This window comes from Erwinia sp. ErVv1, assembly GCF_900068895.1.
GTDB lineage: Bacteria > Pseudomonadota > Gammaproteobacteria > Enterobacterales > Enterobacteriaceae > Erwinia.
Genome location: NZ_CDPK01000001.1, coordinates 151,128 through 169,412, shown reverse-complemented (window position 1 = coordinate 169,412; position 18,285 = coordinate 151,128). Strand labels below are relative to the sequence as shown.

Annotated in this window: 18 protein-coding genes; 13 read left to right on the top strand and 5 right to left on the bottom strand. The window is 57.4% G+C overall.

Going from position 1 to position 18,285, the window contains the following annotated elements:
• Positions 1-167 precede the first annotated feature (167 nt).
• On the bottom strand, positions 168-410 hold the full coding sequence (locus A1830_RS00755) for a DUF1158 family protein (protein ID WP_067700715.1): 243 nt from the start codon (positions 408-410) through the stop codon (positions 168-170).
• On the opposite strand from A1830_RS00755, the gene A1830_RS22445 reads away from it, so the two are divergent.
• The 5 genes from A1830_RS22445 (at position 376) to A1830_RS00740 (ending at position 3,254) form a co-directional block, all read left to right on the top strand.
• Positions 376-615 (top strand): hypothetical protein, encoded by a 240-nt coding sequence (locus A1830_RS22445; protein WP_156484906.1) that lies wholly within the window; start codon positions 376-378, stop codon positions 613-615. The genes A1830_RS00755 and A1830_RS22445 overlap by 35 nt on opposite strands.
• 190 nt (positions 616-805) lie before the next feature.
• Positions 806-1,378 carry a manganese efflux pump MntP gene (gene mntP, locus A1830_RS00750; RefSeq protein WP_067700286.1) on the top strand — a complete coding sequence of 191 codons (573 nt, stop codon included), beginning with the start codon at positions 806-808 and terminating at the stop codon, positions 1,376-1,378.
• 211 nt (positions 1,379-1,589) lie between these two features.
• On the top strand, positions 1,590-1,667 hold the full coding sequence (gene azuC / locus A1830_RS23815) for a stress response protein AzuC (protein WP_156484915.1): 78 nt from the start codon (positions 1,590-1,592) through the stop codon (positions 1,665-1,667).
• A gap of 346 nt (positions 1,668-2,013) precedes the next feature.
• Entirely contained in the window at positions 2,014-2,958 is a 945-nt protein-coding gene (cbpA, locus tag A1830_RS00745) for a curved DNA-binding protein (protein WP_067700283.1), read from the top strand.
• Complete coding sequence (locus A1830_RS00740) at positions 2,958-3,254, top strand: chaperone modulator CbpM (protein ID WP_067700281.1); 297 nt, start codon at positions 2,958-2,960, stop codon at positions 3,252-3,254. Before cbpA ends, A1830_RS00740 begins: the two co-directional genes overlap by 1 nt.
• Positions 3,255-3,270: 16 nt before the next feature.
• Here A1830_RS00740 and A1830_RS00735 read toward each other — a convergent pair whose 3' ends face one another.
• On the bottom strand, positions 3,271-3,615 hold the full coding sequence (locus A1830_RS00735; protein ID WP_067700278.1) for a hypothetical protein: 345 nt from the start codon (positions 3,613-3,615) through the stop codon (positions 3,271-3,273).
• Positions 3,616-3,833: 218 nt separating this feature from the next.
• Between A1830_RS00735 and adhP the strand changes: the two genes are divergently transcribed.
• Together adhP and A1830_RS00725 are read left to right on the top strand one after the other, a co-directional pair.
• Positions 3,834-4,847 (top strand): alcohol dehydrogenase AdhP, encoded by a 1,014-nt coding sequence (adhP, locus tag A1830_RS00730; RefSeq protein ID WP_067700276.1) that lies wholly within the window; start codon positions 3,834-3,836, stop codon positions 4,845-4,847.
• Positions 4,848-5,312: 465 nt separating this feature from the next.
• Positions 5,313-6,311 (top strand): alpha/beta fold hydrolase, encoded by a 999-nt coding sequence (locus A1830_RS00725; RefSeq protein WP_067700271.1) that lies wholly within the window; start codon positions 5,313-5,315, stop codon positions 6,309-6,311.
• A gap of 5 nt (positions 6,312-6,316) precedes the next feature.
• On the opposite strand, the gene A1830_RS00720 is transcribed toward A1830_RS00725, so the two are convergent.
• From A1830_RS00720 to A1830_RS00710, 3 genes are all read right to left on the bottom strand, one after another.
• A complete protein-coding gene (locus tag A1830_RS00720) occupies positions 6,317-6,571 on the bottom strand; it encodes a hypothetical protein (protein ID WP_067700269.1) in 255 nt (84 codons plus the stop codon).
• 92 nt (positions 6,572-6,663) lie between these two features.
• A complete protein-coding gene (locus A1830_RS00715) occupies positions 6,664-7,686 on the bottom strand; it encodes an ABC transporter substrate-binding protein (protein ID WP_067700712.1) in 1,023 nt (340 codons plus the stop codon).
• 10 nt (positions 7,687-7,696) lie between these two features.
• Positions 7,697-9,817, bottom strand: a complete 2,121-nt coding sequence (locus A1830_RS00710) for a TonB-dependent receptor (protein WP_067700266.1) — start codon at positions 9,815-9,817, stop codon at positions 7,697-7,699.
• A gap of 196 nt (positions 9,818-10,013) precedes the next feature.
• Here A1830_RS00710 and A1830_RS00705 point away from each other — a divergent pair, with 196 nt between their 5' ends.
• The 6 genes from A1830_RS00705 (at position 10,014) to kdpD (ending at position 18,281) form a co-directional block, all read left to right on the top strand.
• Positions 10,014-10,409, top strand: a complete 396-nt coding sequence (locus tag A1830_RS00705; protein ID WP_067700263.1) for a polyketide cyclase — start codon at positions 10,014-10,016, stop codon at positions 10,407-10,409.
• 619 nt (positions 10,410-11,028) lie between these two features.
• Entirely contained in the window at positions 11,029-11,112 is an 84-nt protein-coding gene (kdpF, locus tag A1830_RS20945; RefSeq protein ID WP_082804047.1) for a K(+)-transporting ATPase subunit F, read from the top strand.
• Positions 11,112-12,797 carry a potassium-transporting ATPase subunit KdpA gene (kdpA, locus tag A1830_RS00695; RefSeq protein ID WP_067700260.1) on the top strand — a complete coding sequence of 562 codons (1,686 nt, stop codon included), beginning with the start codon at positions 11,112-11,114 and terminating at the stop codon, positions 12,795-12,797. Before kdpF ends, kdpA begins: the two co-directional genes overlap by 1 nt.
• Positions 12,798-12,814: 17 nt before the next feature.
• On the top strand, positions 12,815-14,860 hold the full coding sequence (kdpB, locus tag A1830_RS00690) for a potassium-transporting ATPase subunit KdpB (RefSeq protein ID WP_067700257.1): 2,046 nt from the start codon (positions 12,815-12,817) through the stop codon (positions 14,858-14,860).
• Between the two features lie 12 nt (positions 14,861-14,872).
• Positions 14,873-15,448, top strand: coding sequence for a potassium-transporting ATPase subunit KdpC (kdpC, locus tag A1830_RS00685; protein WP_067700255.1), 576 nt, complete (start codon positions 14,873-14,875; stop codon positions 15,446-15,448).
• A 43-nt stretch (positions 15,449-15,491) separates the two neighbouring features.
• On the top strand, positions 15,492-18,281 hold the full coding sequence (gene kdpD, locus A1830_RS00680) for a two-component system sensor histidine kinase KdpD (RefSeq protein ID WP_067700252.1): 2,790 nt from the start codon (positions 15,492-15,494) through the stop codon (positions 18,279-18,281).
• Positions 18,282-18,285: the final 4 nt, after the last annotated feature.

Below are 18,285 nucleotides of genomic sequence, written 5' to 3'. Positions count from 1 at the left end.
GCTGCTAATGATATTTAGCGCGTAGGCAGGTGAGCGGCTAACGGATATTCAGCGGGCAGGTAATAACAGGCGGCTCACAATATTCAGCCTAAGCGCGATAGCCAGCCAGCTGATGCTCAGCAGTAAAATTTGAAGGGGCGGGTCTGTGACTCGTCCCTTTTTTGTGGCTAAACCTTATAAAACTTCAGCCAGAGAAAGCGAATCACAAAGTATTCCACCGCGCCCAGCAGCAAAAACCACAGGCAGAACACCAGCGTATAGAGCTGGCCGATATCGCTCAGGTGAAACATCTCAACCAGCCTGTGGGTGAGGCTGAGGCCGAACCACGGAGCGGGCAGCAGCAGAGCCGAGAGAAAACCCAGCATCAGGGTGCTCATGGGCATCAAAAAAGTCAGAAAGGGATTTTTCATCGGATTTCCATCACGGGTCATTGCGGGCTATTTTCCGGCAATCGTTGCCAATCTTCAATCCCTGACGTTCCTCGCGGTGCAGGGCGGATCTTTTTTTCCTGTCAGAGAAGAAATGGCGCTGCTTAAAGAAGGGGCAATTCCCTGCGGTTTTAGGGGCGAAACGGGTAAAGTAGTAATTCTTTTAGGCTTTTTGGCCTTTTTATAGGCACGAAATTAGCATTCGTTAAAAAGTATAGCCGATGCTATAATTAAATCCCTGATTTTACTGTCTTTTTTTTCAAGGCATCCCATGGTAGCATGCGTCCCACATTAACCTTCTCGCCCCATTTTTTCAGCGGGATCTGTTCTTTTGATGCTTTGAGCGGCTGTTACGCTTCCGGGCCGGTATAACCACAATGAATCTATACGCTACACTCATTCTTGCTTTCGGTATGTCCATGGATGCCTTCGCGGCGGCAATCGGGAAAGGTGCCAGCCTGAACCGTCCGGGCCTGAAAGAAGCTCTCCGCACGGGGCTTATCTTTGGCGTTATCGAGGCGTTGACGCCGTTGATTGGTTGGGGCGTGGGTATTGCCGCCAGCGGCTACGTGATGTCATGGGACCACTGGGTGGCGTTTATTCTGCTGTTCATTCTCGGTGCGCGAATGATTGTGGAAGGCTTGCGTAAGAAAGTTAACGCGCCGGAAGAGGCCCCTGAGCGTCACGGCTTCTGGCTGCTGGCCGGTACCGCCGTTGCCACCAGCCTGGACGCGATGGCCGTCGGCGTCGGGCTGGCTTTCCTTCAGGTTAATATTGTAACGACCGCGCTCGCGATTGGCGCTTCAACCATGATTATGGCCTCTGCCGGTATTCTTCTCGGCCGCTTCCTGGGTCCGATGATGGGGAGATGGGCGGAAATTTTTGGCGGTCTGGTGCTGATAGGTATTGGCAGTAATATCCTGATTGAGCACCTGGGTCTGTTTGCCTGATTAAGGGGGCCGCGCTTATCTCTGATAGCCTGGCCGTCCGCAGTCACTTCTACAGGGCTTAACAAAATGCGATTTGTTAAGCCGCTGTTTACTTCGATAAATTCATAATTCCGCTGATTTTCTGTGATCCACTTCAAATTAAATTGCCTGAAAAACCCACCGGCTGTATAATTTTTGTGTTTTATTAACAAAAGTTGATACAGGCAGGCTTATGAAAAAATTCCTTAAGTACGTGTTTCGCACCTATGTTGAAACGTTCAAACACGTACCGCCGGGCGCACTCTCCTGAGGCGTTCTGGCCCGAAACCCTCGATAGTCACGGTCATGGAAGGACCGCTGGCTATCACTTAATCTCCCTCTGTTAACTGCTCCTGTTATTTATCTCTGCCCCGTCACCGGCTGACTCCTTTTACTGTCCCTGTCAGGATGGAATGACAACCGTAATTTCACCGTTCTCTCTTTTCACCCACTCAATAGCTGGCTACTATTCATTCGGGCTTTGCGCCGCTTCGTCGATCCCGTCTGACACCGATTAATCCTTATCAGGGCTGGGGACAGGAGCCAGGGCGCAGTGGAGTTCGATGGAATGAGCCGAACTTATATCGACTAAAATAATGAATATAAGGTGATAACAGATGGAATTTAAAGACTATTATGCGCTGCTGGAGGTGGAGCCGACAGCGGATCTCAAGGCGATTAAAACCGCCTATCGACGACTGGCGCGAAAGTATCATCCTGACGTCAGCGATGAAAAAGACGCGGAGAGTCACTTCAAAGCGGTTGCTGAAGCTTACGAAGTGCTTAAGGACAGCGAGCGCCGCGCCGAATACGATCAGATCAGGCTTCATCGCAACGATCCGCGTTTCTCCGGCGCTTCTGCGGGTTTCGGCGGCGAGAGCTGGCAGCATACCCAGGGAAGTGGTGCCGGGTATTCTGACTTTTTTGAATCCGTTTTTGGGCAGCGCTTTCATTCGGCACAGCAGGGGGCCACGCGCCGTCAGCCTCGCAGAGGTGAAGACCTTGAGATGGAAGTGCCGCTGTTTTTGGAAGAAACGCTGGCCGAAGAGACGCGCTCTGTTTCCTATAAGCTACCCATTTATGATGCGCTGGGTCGCCAGACGGATGTTAAGGTCAAAACCCTTAAGGTTAAAATTCCGGCCGGCGTGGTTGAGGGTGAGCGTATACGCCTGAAAGGTCAGGGCGTGGCGGGGACTCAGGGGGCGGCAAATGGCGATCTCTATCTGGTGATACGTCTGGCCCCGCATCCACTTTATGAGGTAGCAGGACAGGATCTTCATATCATCGTGCCTATTGCCCCCTGGGAGGCGGCGCTGGGCGCAACGCTTCAGGTCCCGACCCTGAACGGAAAGATTGCGCTCACTCTGCCTGCGAACAGCCAAAACGGTCAACGTCTGCGGATAAAAGGTAAGGGACTGGCCAACAAAAAAGGGACCGGCGATCTCTACGCCATACTCAACGTCGTGATGCCGCCGAAAGGCGATGATAAAGCCAGTGAACTGTGGCGGGAACTGTCACGTCAGGCCGCCTTTGATCCCCGTGCCGCATGGGAGAAACCCTGATGACTGAACTTACCCGGTTTACCGTCACTGAACTCTGCCAGGTGGTAGAGATTTCACAGGACGATCTGTACGAAATTGTTGGCCTGGGGGTCATCTCCCCGCTCGACGCCGAAGCGATCTGGCTGTTTGATTATCAGGCGCTGAGCGCGCTACGCCGCGCCAGACGGTTGCGAATTGAGCTGGATCTGGAATGGGCAGGGACGGCAATGGTGCTGACCCTGCTGGAAAAAATTGACCGCCTTGAGCATGATAATGCGCAGCTACGGCGACAGCTGGACCGACTGCTTCAGGTGTAAGCCGCTGGATCAGGCGTTAATCCTGACTCTGATACTCATTCAGGGTGGCATCGTGGCAGGCCTGTTCGCTCTGGCGCGCCTCTTTTTTCTGCGCATCGTTCAGATTCATCCATGCTGCCACCACGGTTCTGGCCTCATCTTCGTCAAATTGTGACGTATTCATTGATGAGGAGGAATGTCCTCGCGCGTCCAAATCTTTTAGCTGGTTGATGTAAGCATCAGCTGTTGCAGGGCTCTTTTCCTGCGTCACTATCGTGCAAAGATTGGTGATATAGCTCTGAGAACCATCATCGGTTCCCTCATCGGCCTGGGCGCTGCCTGCCATCGCTACGGCGGCGAGAAGCATCAGTACTTTTTTCATTTTCGCTCCTTGTTACGAGATTAACGAGGGACTCATTTTAACCTGTCTTACTGAAAAGTTTAGCGGCTTAGCGAATGATGCGCTATCCAGGAGGGAAGGCGCGGCCGCCTGCTCGTTTTTTGAATCCAGCGCTCATTCTTTACTGAAATCAATCTTCAGGCTAAAAATTATCTGTATAGTTAGCAGGGAAATCAATCCTGAAAAGTGAGGGAAAGGCTATGAAAGCTGCTGTGGTAAATAAAGATCATACAGTCGACATTGTTGAGAAAACACTGCGTGCCTTAAAGCACGGGGAAGCACTGCTGAAAATGGACTGCTGTGGCGTATGCCACACCGATTTGCACGTTAAAAACGGTGATTTCGGCGATAAAACCGGCGTCATTCTCGGCCACGAAGGGGTGGGTATTGTTAAAGAAATTGGCCCCGGCGTGACCTCTCTTAAGGTGGGCGATCGCGCCAGCGTTGCCTGGTTCTATAAGGGCTGCGGCCATTGCGAATACTGTACGACCGGTAACGAAACGCTGTGTCGCGACGTGCAAAACGCTGGATTTAGCGTCGATGGCGGCATGGCAGAGGAGTGCATCGTTGTTGCGGACTACGCGGTCAGGGTGCCGGACGGGCTGGACTCGGCGGCGGCCAGCAGCGTGACCTGTGCAGGCGTTACCACCTACAAGGCAGTTAAGGTTTCAGGTATTCAGCCCGGTAAGTGGATTGCTATTTACGGCCTCGGCGGTCTGGGCAACCTGGCGTTACAGTATGCAAAAAACGTCTTCAATGCCAAAGTGATCGCGGTTGATGTGAATGATGCGCAGCTCCAGTTTGCCAGTGAAATGGGGGCCGACCTGGTCGTCAACTCCCTGAAAGAAGACGCGGCGAAGGTTATTCAGGAAAAAACGGGCGGCGCTCATGCTGCCGTAGTGACCGCCGTGGCAAAGGCTGCGTTTAACTCAGCGGTGGATGCGATGCGCGCCGGTGGCCGCATCGTTGCCGTTGGCCTGCCACCAGAATCAATGAGCCTGAATATCCCGCGTCTGGTACTCGATGGTATCCAGGTCGTTGGCTCACTGGTGGGCACCCGGGAAGATCTGGCCGAGGCGTTCCAGTTTGCCGCCGAGGGGAAAGTCGTGCCGAAAGTCACCAAAAGGCCGGTTGAGGATATCAACGCGATTTTCAGTGAGATGCTGGACGGCAAAATTAAAGGACGCATGGTGATTGATTTCACCGGGAAATAGCCCGTGCGATAGCGAATAATTCGCAGCGCCTCAAGCTTCGGCTGCCGATCGGAAAGAATGGGCGGCCGGAGCGGCGGGCATATAACGGCGTCAGGCTTGCATATAAAAGCTGGAGCGCTCGGAGGCTCTGGGTTCGAGAAGGGTATACAGGCGTAGCCAAAGCAGTGAAACCAACCAGTTCGTGTTACTCAGCATGAGTGTTTCCTTGGTACACGCAGATATTCCCATAAATGTAACCTGAAAAGCCAAATCTGCCAGGGGTTGTCGCTTTTTTTGTTAAAGAATATGAAATTATTTCTATATCTTTCCCCAAATGAGCCTCTGTATTGCCATCAATAGTCGTGAAATTTCGCACTCACCCGCTTCTCCGCCGTGCCTGAAATGTAAAAATCAGCATTGTCTGTTGCAGACCCATCAACATCTATAGCGAGGATCCCCGTGCTAAGACGCCTTTACTGCCTGCTGATGCTGGCGGCGATAACGCTGCCACCCCAGGTCACTGCTCAGGTGAATATATCCCCCCCGACGCCAGCCTATGGCCCCGAACTCCAGGGTTTTTCCTTCCCTTATCCCGTGCAGAAATTTACCTTCACCTCGCAGGGCCAGTCGCTCACGATGGGGTATATCGACGTCAAACCCCAGAACAGGGCCAACGGCCGCACGGTGGTGCTTTTGCATGGTAAAAATTTCTGTGGCGTAACCTGGCAGCAGACAATTGAAGCCCTGAGCCATGCGGGTTACCGGGTCATTGCGCCGGATCAGATTGGCTTCTGTACCGCATCCAAACCTGCACAGTATCAGTACAGCTTCCAGCAGCTGGCGCTGAATACGCATCAGCTGCTGGAGAGTCTGCACCTTGATAACATCGTCCTGGTGGGTCACTCCACCGGCGGCATGCTGGCAACGCGTTTTGCGCTGATGTATCCGCAGGCGGTGCAGAAGCTGGTGCTGGTGAATCCCATCGGTCTGGAGGACTGGAAAGCGAAGGGTGTACCCTGGCGGAGCGTAGACGACTGGTATCAGCGCGAGCTGAAAACCTCCGCCGCCAGCATTAAGAAATATGAGCTGAACACCTATTACGTGGGCCGCTGGAAACCGGAATATGACCGCTGGGTAAACATGCTGGCCGGGCTGAATAATGGCCCGGGCAAGCAGGTCGTGGCATGGAATTCCGCCCTGTTGTACGACATGATCTTTACTCAGCCGGTTTACTACGAATTTCGGGATCTGAACGTTCCGACCACCCTGATGATTGGCACCGCTGACACCACCGCCATTGGCAGCGATATTGCCTCTCCGGCGGTAAAGGCGACCCTGGGCCACTATAACGAATTAGGCAAACAGGTCGCTGCCACTATTCCGCACTCCACGCTGATTGAGTTCCCCGGGCTGGGCCATGCGCCGCAGATGGAAGAGCCTGCGCGTTTTAACCAGCGGCTGATTGAGGATCTGAAACGGCCTTAATGCGGCTAATGGCACTGTGAGGTGCAGGCCTGTATACACGCCTGCATCTTCGCTCCACAGCCGCTGCTGTCATTACGATCGCACTGGCTGTTCTGGACGTAGCAGTTTTGTTGGCACAGGCTGACATCGCATTTTGCCGCCGCCGGAGTGAAAAGCGTGCTGGCTGGCTTCGGCTGAAATACGGAGGCGGGAGGAAGCTGTGAACAGCCCACGCCCGGCAGGGCGAGGCACAGAATAGCCAGAATGCCGCTGAGTTTCATAATCTGCTCCAGTAGCCAGTCAGTGAGGTTTGACTTAAGTATAGTTTACCCCCGGGAGTCGTGTTTACCGACGGGCGTGACAGACCCTCGCTTTAGTTCTCTGGCCCCTGGCCCTGTAGAATCCTTGCTGCCTGGGTTTTGTTCAGATCGTAGTTAAAGAAGCGATGATAGAAATCCTGCGTCGCTTTCACCATATCCAGGTCTTTAAACAGCGCCGGATGCAGCAGCTTAGCGGCCCACTGGATTTGCAGCGCGGCCTCGGTGCCGTAGCGATCCCAGGGGAATACCCCGGCCGGATTCTGGAATACCTGATGGTTTTTCACCGCGTTAAGATTGCTGAACAGCGAAGCATAGTCCGACGCCTCTATGGTGCCCGCACCGGCACCGATGATGATGATATCCGGCTGCCAGAACAGGACGTTCTCCGGCGAGGTTTCCTTCATATTGCCTTCCACCTCCGCCGCCGCGTTGCGCCCGCCCGCCAGTTTAATCCAGGTATCAATCAGCGTATTGCGACCGTCGACCTTAAGGGGATGAAGCGACTGAATATGCAGGACGCGCGGGCGCTGGGCCTCGGTCAGGCTGGCGGTTTTCGCACTGATGGCCGCTATCTCGCCGTCGAGCCAGGCGTTATACGCTTTTGCGCGCTGCCTGGCGTCGTCGCTGCCGATAACTTCAGCAGTGGTCAGCAGTGAGCGCTTCATCGACGGGAAATCATCAAAGCGCATTACCAGCGTCGGCAGACCCGCCTGGCGATAGGCGGCAGCATCGGCATCTTCGGCGGGTACAAAAACCACATCGACCTTACGCGCCAGCAGCGCCTCGCTTTCAAAGCTGCGGCCATGCACCGACAGCGCCTGATTCAGAGAGGGCTGGATTTTGAACATCCAGGGCCGGTCCTGGGGATGATTGACCGTGGCGACGATGCGATCGCCCGCCCCAAGCGTCATCAGCAAGGAATGATGTGCATACCAGGCATCGGCAATGCGATGCGCTTCCTGCGGCACCTCAACCCGGTTCCCTCCATCATCCGTCACCGTGCGGGCAACCGTGGCGTGGCTGACCGCCGTCAGGCTCAGTGCCGCCAGCAGCGGCAAAATCAGACGCTTTTTCATCATATCCTCATCAGAAACTCAGCTGCATGGAAACCTGCACCATCCGCGGCTCACCAATCTGCGCGCTGGCATAGCCCGCGCCGCTGTAGCCATTCAGGCCACCCGGCACAATGTTAGTCCAGTAGTGGCGGTTCGTCAGATTGGTCATATCCAGCCGGAACGTGGTGTCGGTATTGAACAGGCGGGTTTTGTAGCGCGTGCCCGCGTCAAAGGTGGCGTAGCTGCCCACCCAGCTGTCATTAGCATTGTCGGTGCTGCGTCGGCCTACGTAGCGCATGCCACCGTGCAGGTCGGCACCGCGAATAAAGGGCAGGTCCCAGGCGGCGAACAGGCTGGCGGTATAGCGTGCCAGACCTGTGATCTGCTTGTCTTCGGTGCGGGTGCTGGCGGTATCACGCAGGCGTGGGTCGAGCCACGTCATGCCGCCGTAAAGATGCAGATTATCGCTCAGGTCGCCGTCGGCCATCAGCTCCAGTCCGCGGTTGCGCTGATTACCCTCTACCGCGTAGTCGCCACGGGTGGTGGTATAGGCAAAGGGACGGTCAATCTGGAACAGGGCGGCGGTTAGCAACACGTTCCCCACGGCCAGCTTGCTGCCAGCCTCCACCTGCTTACTGCGGTAAGGAGAGAGAATATTGCCCGCGTTGCTGGCACCCGCGGGGGCGGTATCGCCCTGTTGCAGGCTGTCTGCGTAAGTGACGTACAGCGTCAGTGGATCGACGGGTTTATACATCAGGCTGGCCGACCCGCTAAAGCCGCTGTCGCTGGACTCGCTGGTACGGCTGCCGGTTTTGGCGTAGTTGGCGGAGTTAAGCAGACTCTCGCTGCCCGCCAGCAGCAGGCTCCACTGGGGGGAGAAGGTCAGGGTATCGCTGAGCAGTAATGACTGCTGCGTGGCCGTCGCCGAGTGATAGCGTCGGGTAAAGTCAGGGTAATTCGGCTCGGCAAAGGCCTGTGGATTATCCAGCGAGGCGCTGCCCAGCGTGAATGTGCCGCCGCTGCGTGGATTTTCGTTCTTCAGCACAAAGCCGCGAACGCCAGTTGAAATCTGATGATGCAGCCAGCCGGTATCCACTTCGCCATTCAGGTTAGCCATATAGCTGTTAACCGTAAAACGGCTGGCGGTGGCAGAGGAGGTCGTGGTTTTGTAATGACCGCGGTTATCGGTAAAGGTATTGGTGACCGCCGTGGACTCGCGGTCAGCAATCTGGCGCAGTACGCCCACCTCGCCCTGCCAGTTGCCGTCAAAGTCATGCTTCAGGTGCAGGCCGGCGGTCAGCGTATGATTATCGTCCCCGGCATAGTACTGGCCAAGATTTTTTGTTTTAGGGTTCGGTGCTGAGGGGAAAGAGAGCCCGCTACCCAGCGCGAATTTTCCCGGCAGGCCTTTATCGTAAAAATGGTAGTAGCTGAAGTTAGTCTCCAGCACCGTTTTATCGCTCAGGTTAGCATCCAGCGCCAGGCTGAAAAGCTGGCGGCGCTTTTTGCTGCCGCTAACGTAGCCGCTTCCCTCGTCATCAAGGAAATTGGCGCGATAGCGCAGGCGATCGTTATCATCCAGCGGGCCGCTAAAGTCGCCGGACACCAGATGGCTGAGGCCGGTGCCCGCACCCACCGTCAGGCTGTGCTGCGCGATATCGGTCGGACGCTTAGCGACAAAGTTAAACAGCCCTGCCGGGTTGGCCGGGCCGTAAAGTGAACCCGCAAGGCCATTCAGGACTTCAATATGATCGAACTGTTCGGCGGCATAGTCAGTGGTGGATACCACGTTTAAGCCGTCGATCATCGAGTTCTGCACCACGCTCCCCTGCATGCCGCGCGTTTGGGGCCGGGCGCCATCGCCCTGTACGGACGGCATATAGCGATAGATATCGCTGACGCTCTTAAGCTGCTGCTGCTTCATCAGTCCCGGCGAAATAACCTGCACCGAGTAAGGCGTATTGCGTACCGCCTGCTTACCCAGATTACCGAGCGTTGCCTGCTTATCGGGGGCGGCAACCTCCGTGGTGGGGGCGGTAGCCTCTACCGTTAATGTCTTGTCCTGCGCGGCGGCCTGAGCCTGTAGCGCAAAGCAAATTAACACGCAGAGCGCGCTTTTCCCTGCCACCAGGGACGTTTTTACCACTGCCATTTAGATACCTTAAAGAGACGGTGACGACTCGAACGGTCGACTGCGCCGGGGATGCTGTCAAAAGAGCGCAAAGATTAGCATAACGCTATGTAAGATTATATATAGCGGCATGCAGCTAACATAATGGCTGCAGAGTGCTTTCCATCCCGGCCGTCGAATGGTTAAATCAGGGTGATATGTTTTTTCAGGAGAATCTATGCTGCCATCGCAAACCATCAGTATGACCATTCCCCGTAACTGGGTTGATCTGTATGAAACCATCTGGAAGCCCGACTATTTTCCAAAGTGGGCCTCGGGCCTGAGCCAGTCGACGCTGGTACAGGAAGGCAATTACTGGAAGGCCACCGGAACAGATGAAAACGTAAAAATCCGCTTCACCGACCACAACCCTTTCGGCGTGATGGATCACTACGTGGACAGCGGTTATGGCAAAGAGGTGTACGTACCGATGCGCGTGGTGGAGAATGAAGCGGGTGCGGAAGTGCTGATTACCGTATTTCGTCAGCCGCTGATGTCCGACGAGAAATTTTCTCAGGACCTGGAGTGGATGAAGCGTGACCTACAGGCGCTACATACCCTGCTGACCACCTGATTATCAGAGCCAGCGGCCGCGCTGCTGGCGATATAATGTTGCGTGCGTTCTAAGGCCTGCTTATTGCCATAGCCCCACCTGTGGCGCTATGTGGAACCGCTATTTAGTAACCCATGACATTCTGACAGATAGCTGTTTCAAAAATAAAAGCGTTAGTTTAGTACCGTTCAGGTTCCCCTGTTGCAAGGATAAGCACAGCTGACAAGGTTGAAAAATATCCTGGTTTTTGTTACTTCGGCATTAATCTACTTATTCATTCTTCCTGAGGTGCTATTCAGATTTTTGTCGAGTGCCAGCTATCACGTCATTGTTAATCTTACTAATCCATTTAACCTGTTTGGCTCAACGGCTAATTCTTTGATCGTCGCCCTTGTGGTTTGCCCTTTACTATTGGCAGGGTTAACCGTATTTCTTATAAATAAAGCATTCACAAAAAAATAACCGCCGCGTCGCGCTTCAGTGTGCATGACTGCACCCCTATCCTGGCTTTCGTTGAAGCCACTTCACCTCCAAATTTTTATACTTTTTTTACGCCGCACCCCGCCATTTTTACATTAACTTTTCATCCGTCACGCCACACTAACGCCATCTGAAAAGGCTCTGGAGGTGTGTTGTGAGCATGGCGTTAATTGCCGGCATTGTGCTGGTTTTTCTGCTGATGGGCTATCTGGTCTATGCCCTGATTAATGCGGAGGCATTCTGATGGCTGCCAGCGCATTTTTACTGATCGCCAGCTACATGGTGATCCTGATTGTCCTGGCCAGGCCGCTGGGAACCGGGCTGGTTCGTCTGATCGACGACCGGCCCATGCCGGGTCTGGCGGGATTCGAGCGGCGACTATGGCGCGTCAGCGGGGTCGATGCTAAGCCAATGAGCTGGCAGCGCTATCTGCTGGCCATCCTGCTGTTTAACCTGGGCGGCCTAATCCTGCTGACGGTCATGTTGATGACCCAGGCCTCACTACCGCTTAACCCGCAGCAGCTGCCCAATCTTAGCTGGCATCTGGCGCTAAACACCGCCGTCAGCTTTGTCACCAACACCAACTGGCAGGCCTATGCGGGCGAGAGCACCCTGAGCTATTTCAGCCAGATGGCTGGGCTGACGGTGCAAAACTTTCTCTCCGCTGCCACCGGTATTGCCGTGGCCTTTGCGCTGATCCGTGGCTTTGCCAACCGGTCACTGGGCACCCTCGGCAATGCCTGGCGGGATATGACGCGCATCACCCTGTACGTTCTGCTGCCGATCTCGCTGCTGATGGCGCTGTTCTTCGTCAGTCAGGGGACGCTGCAAAATTTCAGCGGTTACGTTGACCTGCATACGCTGGAGGGTGTGAAGCAAACGCTGCCGATGGGACCGGTCGCCTCGCAGGAAGCGATCAAAATGCTGGGCACGAACGGCGGCGGCTTCTTCAATGCTAACTCGGCGCACCCGTTTGAAAATCCTACCGCCCTGAGCAATTTTGTGCAGATGCTGGCGATCTTTTTGATCCCCGCCGCGCTCTGCTTCGCCTTTGGCGAGGTGGTGAAAGACGGTCGTCAGGGCCACGCGCTGCTGTGGGCGATGTCGATGATGTTTATTGCTGCCGTAGTGGTGGTGATGTGGGCCGAGCTGCGGGGAAACCCTCATTTCCTCAGCCTGGGCGCCGACAGCGCGATCAATATGGAGGGCAAAGAGACGCGCTTCGGCATCCTTAACTCCAGCCTGTTTGCGGCAATCACCACGGCGGCCTCGTGCGGGGCGGTCAATGCGATGCATGACTCCTTCACCGCGCTGGGCGGCATGGTGCCGATGTGGCTGATGCAAATTGGTGAGGTGGTATTTGGCGGCGTGGGCGCGGGGCTGTACGGCATCCTGCTGTTTGTGCTGCTGGCGGTGTTTATCGCCGGGTTGATGATTGGTCGTACGCCGGAATATCTGGGCAAAAAAATCGACGTCTGGGAGATGAAAATGACCGCGCTGGCCATTCTGGTTACGCCCGCGCTGGTCCTGCTGGGCACCGCGCTGGCGATGATGACCGATGCCGGACGCAGCGGCATCTTCAACCCGGGCATTCACGGCTTTAGCGAGGTGCTGTATGCCGTTTCTTCGGCGGCGAACAACAACGGTAGCGCCTTTGGTGGACTGAGTGCCAATACGCCCTTCTGGAACCTGCTGCTGGCGTTCTGCATGCTGGCTGGCCGCTTCGGTATCATCATTCCCGTGATGGCGATTGCCGGTTCGCTGGCGGTGAAAAAGATCCAGCCTGCGGGCAACGGCACCCTGCCGACCCACGGCGTGCTGTTTATCGCGCTGCTGATTGGCACCGTATTGCTGGTTGGCGCGCTCACGTTTATCCCTGCGCTGGCCCTCGGGCCGGTGGCAGAACATTTGCAAACGTACAGTCATTAATGCCGGAGAGAAAGAGAATGCGTAATCAACAGGCGCTGTTTGATGCTGCGCTGATGCGGACCGCCGCAGGTGATGCGGTGAAAAAACTCACCCCCCGCGTACAGCTGCGAAATCCGGTGATGTTTGTTGTCTGGCTGGGTAGCGTACTGACTACCCTGCTGGCCCTGGCGATGCTGGCCGGTAAAACGCCCGGCAGCGCGGGCTTTACCGCCGCTATCTCGCTGTGGCTCTGGTTTACCGTGCTGTTCGCCAACTTTGCTGAAGCGCTGGCGGAGGGACGCAGTAAGGCGCAGGCCAACAGCCTGAAGGGCGTGCAGAAAACCAGCTACGCCAAAAAATTGGCCGGGACGCGCTACGGTGCGCCTCATCGTCAGGTTTCGGCAGATACGTTGCGTAAAGGCGACGTGGTACTGGTGGAGGCCGGGGACATTATTCCGTGCGATGGTGAAGTCCTGGAAGGCGGCGCGTCGGTGGACGAAAGCGCCATTACCGGTGAATCCGCGCCGGTGATCCGGGAATCCGGCGGCGACTTCTCTTCGGTGACAGGCGGCACCCGTATCCTCTCTGACTGGCTGATTATTCAGTGCAGCGTTAATCCCGGCGAGACCTTTCTTGACCGGATGATCGCCATGGTAGAAGGGGCGACCCGCCGTAAAACGCCGAATGAGATTGCCCTCACTATTTTGCTGGTGGCGCTGACTATCGTCTTCCTGCTGGCGACCGCCACGCTCTGGCCTTTTTCCGCCTGGGGCGGTCATGCCGTCAGCGTAACCGTGCTGGTAGCGCTGCTGGTCTGCCTGATCCCCACCACCATCGGCGGGCTGCTGTCGGCGATTGGGGTGGCCGGGATGAGCCGCATGCTGGGGGCGAACGTGATCGCCACCAGCGGTCGTGCGGTGGAGGCCGCCGGTGACGTGGATGTGCTGATGCTGGATAAAACCGGCACCATTACCCTCGGGAACCGCCAGGCCACGCAGTTTATTCCCGCGCCGGGGGTCAGTGAAGAACAGCTGGCAGACGCGGCGCAGCTGGCCTCGCTGGCTGACGAAACGCCGGAAGGGCGCAGCATTGTGGTGCTGGCGAAGCAGAAATTTAACCTGCGTGAGCGCGATCTGACCAGCATGGGGGCCACTTTTATCCCGTTCTCGGCACAAACCCGCATGAGCGGCGTGAACGTCCAGGATCGAATGGTGCGTAAAGGGGCGGTGGATGCCGTGCGCCGTCATATCGACAGCGGCGGCGGACAGTTCCCGCTGGAGGTCAACCGTCAGGTTGAAGAGGTGGCGCGCGGCGGTGGTACGCCGCTGGTGGTGTGCGACGGCGCGCAGGTGATGGGCGTGGTGGCGCTTAAGGACATCGTTAAGGGCGGCATAAAGGAACGCTTTGCCGAGCTGCGTAAAATGGGCATCAAGACCATTATGATCACCGGCGATAACCCGCTGACCGCCGCCGCGATAGCCGCCGAGGCGGGCGTGGATGACTTTTTGTCCGAAGCGACGCCGGAGGCCAAGCTGGCGCTGATCCGCCAGTATCAGGCTGAAGGACGGCTGGTGGCGATGACCGGTGACGGCACCAATGATGCGCCCGCGCTGGCTCAGGCCGACGTGGCGGTCGCCATGAACTCGGGCACCCAGGCGGCAAAGGAGGCGGGAAATATGGTCGACCTGGACTCCAACCCCACCAAGCTGCTGGAAGTGGTGCATATCGGTAAACAAATGCTGATGACCCGCGGCTCCCTGACCACCTTCAGCATCGCCAACGACGTGGCGAAGTATTTCGCCATTATCCCGGCGGCGTTTGCCGTGACCTATCCACAGCTAAACGCCCTGAACGTGATGCGGCTGCATTCGCCGGACTCGGCGATCCTCTCGGCGGTGATCTTTAACGCCCTGGTGATTGTCTTTCTCATCCCGCTGGCGCTGAAAGGGGTGAGCTATCGCCCGCTGAGTGCCGCCGCGCTGCTGCGACGCAACCTGTGGATCTACGGCGTTGGCGGCCTGCTGGTGCCCTTCGTGGGCATCAAGCTTATTGATATCTTGCTGACCCTGACCGGTCTGTTTTAAGGAATTATCATCATGAGTCAGTTACGACCCGCAGTGATTTTGCTGCTGCTACTAACCTTAATAACCGGTTTACTCTATCCTCTGATGACGACCCTGCTGGCACAGTGGTGGTTTCCCTCCCAGGCTACGGGCTCGTTGCTCTACAGAGAGGATAAACCGGTTGGCTCGACGCTGATCGGGCAGAATTTTAGCCGACCGGACTATTTCTGGAGCCGACCCTCCGCGACCGGCGATTCTCCTTATAATCCGCTGGCTTCGTCAGGCAGCAATATGGCGGTCAGCAATCCGGCGCTGGATGAGGCGGTAACACAGCGGGTGACGGCGCTTCGTCGCGCGAACCCGCAGGCCAGCGACAGGGTGCCGGTGGACCTGGTGACGGCTTCCGGCAGCGGGCTGGACCCGCAAATCTCGCCGCAGGCGGCGCTGTGGCAGGCGGCCCGGGTCGCGGCGGCCCGTAACCTGCCGCTGGAAGAGGTAAAGCGGCTGATTAACGACAATATCCAAACGCCCTTTCCCCGCTTTATCGGCGAGCCGGGGGTGAACGTGGTGACGCTGAACCTGGCGCTGGACGATCTGACGGCGCAGTGATTAAGCGGGAACGATAAAGGGTCTGCCAGTCATAAGGAACAGGATGAACGATGAACTTCAGCGCCCGGATCCGGACGCACTGCTGATGCAAACCCGCGACACGGGGCGCGGCAGGCTGAAAATCTGGTTCGGGGCCTGTGCGGGTGTGGGCAAAACCTGGGCCATGTTGCAGGAGGCGCAGCGCCTGCGGGCGCAGGGGCTGGCGGTACTGGTGGGCGTGGTCGAAACGCACGGCCGGGTCGAAACGGCGGCGTTGCTGGAGGGGCTAACCCTCCTGCCGCGCCGCGCCACTGGCCAGAACCGTCATCCGGAGTTTGATCTGGACGCCGCGCTGGCCTGCCATCCGGCGGTGATCCTGATGGATGAGCTGGCGCATACCAATGCGCCCGGTTCGCGTCATCCTAAGCGCTGGCAGGATATTGATGAGCTGCTGGAGGCGGGGATTGACGTAATGACCACGGTCAACGTTCAGCATCTGGAAAGCCTGAATGATGTGGTCGGCGGCGTGACCGGCATCCGCGTGCGTGAAACCGTTCCCGATCCCTTTTTTGATGCCGCCGACGAGGTGGTACTGGTCGATCTGCCCGCCGACGATCTTCGTCAGCGCCTGAAAGAGGGCAAGGTTTACATCGGCGAGGGCGCCGAACGCGCCATTGAGAACTTCTTCCGCAAGGGAAATTTATATGCCCTGCGCGAACTGGCGCTAAGGCGCACTGCCGATCGCGTTGACGATCAGGTGCGTGCGTGGCGCGACGGCCAGGGTCGGGAAAAAGTCTGGCATACCCGCGATGCCCTGCTGCTCTGCATTGGCGATAATACCGGCAGCGAAAAGCTGGTGCGGACGGCAGCACGGCTGGCCGCCAGGCTCGACTGCGTATGGCATGCCGTCTACGTTGAGACGCCCCGGCTCTACAAGCTGAATGAAGCGCGACGGCGCAATATTCTGCGGACGCTAAGGCTGGCGCAGGATCTGGGTGCCGAAACGGCGACCCTTTCCGATCCCAGCGAGGCGGTGGCGGTGCTGCGCTACGCGCGCGAAAATAATCTGGGGAAAATCATTATTGGTCGCCGGCCGGCACGTCGCTGGAAGCGCGACAGCTTCGCCGATCGCCTGGGCCAGCTCGGGCCGGATCTCGATCTGGTCATTGTGGCGCTGGATGAGTCGACCCCACTGCCGCCCGGCCCGGCAGAGGGTCAGCGCCTCACCCAGGATAAATGGCGCATGCAGATGAAAGGCTGCACGGCGGCAGCGGCGCTGTGCGCGCTGGTTACGCTGGCTGGCCGTTGGCTGCTGCCGGGCGTCGACTCGGTTAATCTGGTAATGGTCTATCTGCTGGCGGTGGTGGTGGTGGCCTTGCGCTATGGCCGCTGGCCATCGGTGGTCGCGACTATCCTGAATATTGTCGCTTTTGACGTGGTTTTTGTTATGCCGACCGGCACCATCGCGGTGTCAGATGTGCAGTACCTGGTGACCTTTGGCGTGATGCTGGCGGTTGGCGTGATTGTGGGTAATCTGACGGCGGGGGTACGCTATCAGGCGCGGGTCGCCCGCTACCGCGAACGGCGTGTTCGGCATCTCTATGAAATGGCGAAATCACTCAGTCGCGCACTGACGCCGCAGGACATTGCCGCGGCGCTACAGCGCAGCGCGCACATTACGCTTCAGGCGCGTAGCGAGCTGCTACTGCCGGATGAGCAGGGCGAACTTATCGCAGCGGGCGTGCCAGAACTCAGTACCGTCCCGGACAGGGCAATCGCGCGCTGGAGCTTTGATCGGGGCCAGCCCGCCGGTGCAGGAACCGATACGCTGCCGGGCGTACCCTGGCAGATCCTGCCGCTAAAAAGTGGCCCCGGAACGCTGGGGCTGCTGGTGCTGGAGCCCGTGAACCTGCGCCAGCTGATGATCCCCGAGCAGCAGCGGCTGATTGAGACCTTTATCGTACTGATCGCTAATGCGCTGGAGCGCATGGCCCTCAGCCAGCGGGAAGCCGCCGCGCGTCTCGCCGCCGAGCGGGAGCAGTTGCGTAACGCGCTGCTGTCGGCGCTGTCTCACGACCTGCGCACGCCGCTGACGGTACTGTTTGGCCAGGCGGAAATACTGACGCTGGATCTGGCCACGGCGGGTTCTGAACATGCGCCGCAGGCCAGCGCGATGCGGGAGCAGACGCTGAATACCATCCGGCTGGTGAATAATCTGCTGGATATGGCACGCCTGCAGTCCGGTGGGTTCAGCCTGTGTACCGAATGGATGGCGCTGGATGAGCTGGTCGGTAGTACGCTGAGAATGATGGCATCGTCGCTGGCCGGACGACATATCGCACTGGATCTGCCGCCTGAGCTCGTGCTGATTCAGGTGGACGGCCCGCTGATGGAGAGGGTGCTGACCAACCTGCTGGAGAATGCGCTCAAGTATGCCGGGCCAGTGGCTGACATCGGCATTCGCGCGCGCGTCGAGCCACAGATGATGGCTGGCGAAGGCCAGAGGCCGGGCGGCTCAACAGGGCGCGATGCTGGAAACCGGATGCAGCGTGGGGCAGCGATGAACGAGGCTGAGAACCGGATGCAGCAGCTTACCCTTGAGGTCTGGGACGGCGGGCCGGGGATCCCCGGTGGGCAGGAAGCGCAGATATTTGAGAAGTTCTCACGCGGGGATAAAGAGTCAGCGGTGCCGGGCGTCGGTCTGGGGTTGGCCATTTGCCATGCCATTGTTGATATCCACGGCGGGCAGATCCGTGCGGAGAACCGCCCTGAGGGCGGTGCCCGTTTCATTATTACCCTGACGATGCAGACGCCGCCGATGATTGAAGAGTATGAGCCGGGTGAGCAGCGCTGAGTAT